Source organism: Aldersonia kunmingensis (genome assembly GCF_001646865.1).
GTDB lineage: Bacteria > Actinomycetota > Actinomycetes > Mycobacteriales > Mycobacteriaceae > Aldersonia > Aldersonia kunmingensis.
The window spans coordinates 1-2,328 of the sequence record NZ_LRRB01000236.1 but is presented as its reverse complement, the minus strand read 5'-3'; the positions used below and the strand labels follow the sequence as shown (position 1 = coordinate 2,328).

The 2,328-nt window shown below is 63.0% G+C and carries 4 protein-coding genes; 3 read left to right on the top strand and 1 reads right to left on the bottom strand.

The window, feature by feature from the left end; genetic code table 11:
- From A8G08_RS27565 to A8G08_RS18565, 3 genes are all read left to right on the top strand, one after another.
- The coding region (locus tag A8G08_RS27565) for a hypothetical protein (RefSeq protein ID WP_169823327.1) at positions 1 to 202 on the top strand (202 nt) is incomplete at its 5' end.
- A gap of 64 nt (positions 203 to 266) precedes the next feature.
- A complete protein-coding gene (locus A8G08_RS18570) occupies positions 267 to 596 on the top strand; it encodes a hypothetical protein (RefSeq protein ID WP_068277440.1) in 330 nt (109 codons plus the stop codon).
- A gap of 15 nt (positions 597 to 611) precedes the next feature.
- Positions 612 to 1,208 carry a DnaB-like helicase N-terminal domain-containing protein gene (locus A8G08_RS18565; RefSeq protein ID WP_068277439.1) on the top strand — a complete coding sequence of 199 codons (597 nt, stop codon included), beginning with the start codon at positions 612 to 614 and terminating at the stop codon, positions 1,206 to 1,208.
- A gap of 183 nt (positions 1,209 to 1,391) precedes the next feature.
- Here the strand turns inward: A8G08_RS18565 and A8G08_RS27810 are convergent.
- A partial coding sequence (locus A8G08_RS27810; RefSeq protein WP_222844280.1) for a hypothetical protein occupies positions 1,392 to 2,328 on the bottom strand: 937 nt, incomplete at its 5' end.

Here is a 2,328-nt window from a genome sequence, read left to right as displayed (position 1 = left end):
GGATTCGCGATCGTGCTCGGAGCACTCGAAAAACCGCTGCACCAAAGACGCCTGGCGCGGAGGCCGCCACGTCGACACCCGAGGCCTCACCGAATACCTGAAACTGCTCGCCGACCTCGGCTACACCCTCGCCCCCATCGAGCAAGTCATCACCGGCGACCGCCAACCCGATGATCTCGACAACGGCGACCAGGCCAACTAGACCCAGTCCGGCAGGTGGCCCGCACCGACTGCGGGCCACCAGCCCGGAACCGGAGATTCCCACCATGACCACACAGGACCTGTTCGACGAATGCCACTACCACCGCATCTGCGGCAACCTCGTCACTCCGGGAGAAACCGTCTGCCACACCTGCCGCACCGAGTTCGGGCAGCTCCTGCGCCACCAGTCCGCCGAACCCCGCTGCGGCGACGCGATCACGCAAACGAAGGTCCACCTCGACCCGGCCGACCACGCCAGCGCCGAAAAACGTCGACGGCAAGCAGACGGGAGCGAAGAGAAGCCGAGTCAACAGTGCTGGCTATGCGAGCAAACCCGAGTCTGTCTACTCGTCGACAGACGCTGGGAATGCCGGCACTGCCGCACGATCAAGTGAAAAGAACCCTCAACCATGAACACCGGCCCACTCACCCCGATAACACCGAGACCAACTGTCGTCGACTCGATCGCCGGCCTGGACAGTTGCGACAGCACTAGTGGTGACGAGGTCGACACGATCGCCAACGGATGCCTCGAACTCGATCCGGAAGTTCAGTGCCTCAACGCCCTGCTGTGGACACCCACGGCCGCCGTCGTCAAAATCGCCGAGCACCTCGACGAAACCGACTTCTATCGCCCGGATTTCGGCGCGATCTACGCCTCGATTGCTCGTCTCGCGCGAGGAGGTCACGCTCACACCGCAGCACTCGTCGCCGCCGAACTGCAGCGCGACGCCGGCGCCCGCACCGATTACCTCCGGGGAGCACTACTCGCTGTCGCGATCGGAGATGCCCGCGCCCACGACGCGAGCCACTACGCGCTCGCAGTCCTGTCCCAGTCCTACCGCCGTGGCTACGCTATCGCCGCCGCGCGATTTACCCAGATCGCCGAAACAGTTAGCGAGGACGAACTTTTCGAGCAAATGTGCGCCCTCGGCCGCGAACGCCGCACCGCACGCGACCGCCTTCGAGCCGCCGCCCAGGCCCTTTCGCAAATGGACGAGCCGTGACACTACTAAGACCGGATTGATGGCGGTCGTTTGTCTGAGGTTGCCAGCGTTCGGTGTTGTCGCTGGCCCTCCTAGTCAGCGTGGGTGATCACCCGCACGGACGGCCTCTTAGGTAGTAACTGGATGCGGCGATCGTCGCGCGAAGGATTGGTCCTCGTAGGAGAGTGCAGCAGCACGGGCGAATCAGGCGGGCCGCTGGCCTTTGGCGTTCCTGATGTTGAAGAGGGACCTGCCGTCGTGCGAGATCAGCCAGATTCGACCGCCCCAATGGACCTCGAAGCATCCGTCGGGCCGCTGGACGACGTCCTGGGGTCCGAATCCACTGATTGCCGCCCGAATGCCGGCGTCGGATTCCGCGTCCTCGGTCTGGTCGGGTCCTGAATTCCTTGCATACCATTTGCGCACGCCGGCGGTCAGGTACAGAGACATTGGGTCGAAGTTGGCGGTGAATTCGGCCAGCGCCAGGACCGTACTCCGCCGCCGAGGGGCCGATGGCGAATCAGGCCGCCCGTTTCCGGTGGATCGAGAGCTGATGCCGGCTTTGATCTGCTCCCATGTGCGCTCGCGGTGGTCGGTGTAGTACCCGGTGATTGCTGCGCGGTCGGGAGAAAGGACAAGCTTGTAGCCCTTCCGGGAAAATCTGAGGTAGCCACCCGCCGTGATGCGACGAGCAGACTTCAAAAGAAAGTCCTCGAGCATGCAGCGCAATTGGACCTCCGCTTCATGCTTTCCGCCGCCGTGGTGGAACCGGAAGCTGTCCACCGCGCGCATCGTCACGCGGATGTCTGGAACGTCGTCGACGGAGGGGATTGGTATGTCGGCTGATCGACTGCTGGGCGCGGCAGTCCCCAGGAAAGCTTGTGAATTTGTCGGTGCGAGCACTGGGTTGGGTCGCACGAAACCTGGGCAGTTCGTCTGGCGGCACCACCCATCGACATATTCCGTTTCATTGGTACAGGCGGACCCGTCCCTTCGAAAACGACGGCATACCAGCATGGATGGATTGTGCCGGAGGATTTCGACATCGCTCAGGCAAATGCGACAATGTGCCACAGACGGACAGATCGACGGCCACTCGAGAACGGCGAATCCTTCTTCGAAGTCGAGGAATGAGCCAGCC

Bases quoted from the DNA above. Each gene is read 5' to 3' on its own strand.
- A8G08_RS18570 (WP_068277440.1), top strand. From the start codon at position 267: ATGACCACACAGGACCTGTTCGACGAATGCCACTACCACCGCATCTGC.
- A8G08_RS18565 (WP_068277439.1), top strand. From the start codon at position 612: ATGAACACCGGCCCACTCACCCCGATAACACCGAGACCAACTGTCGTC.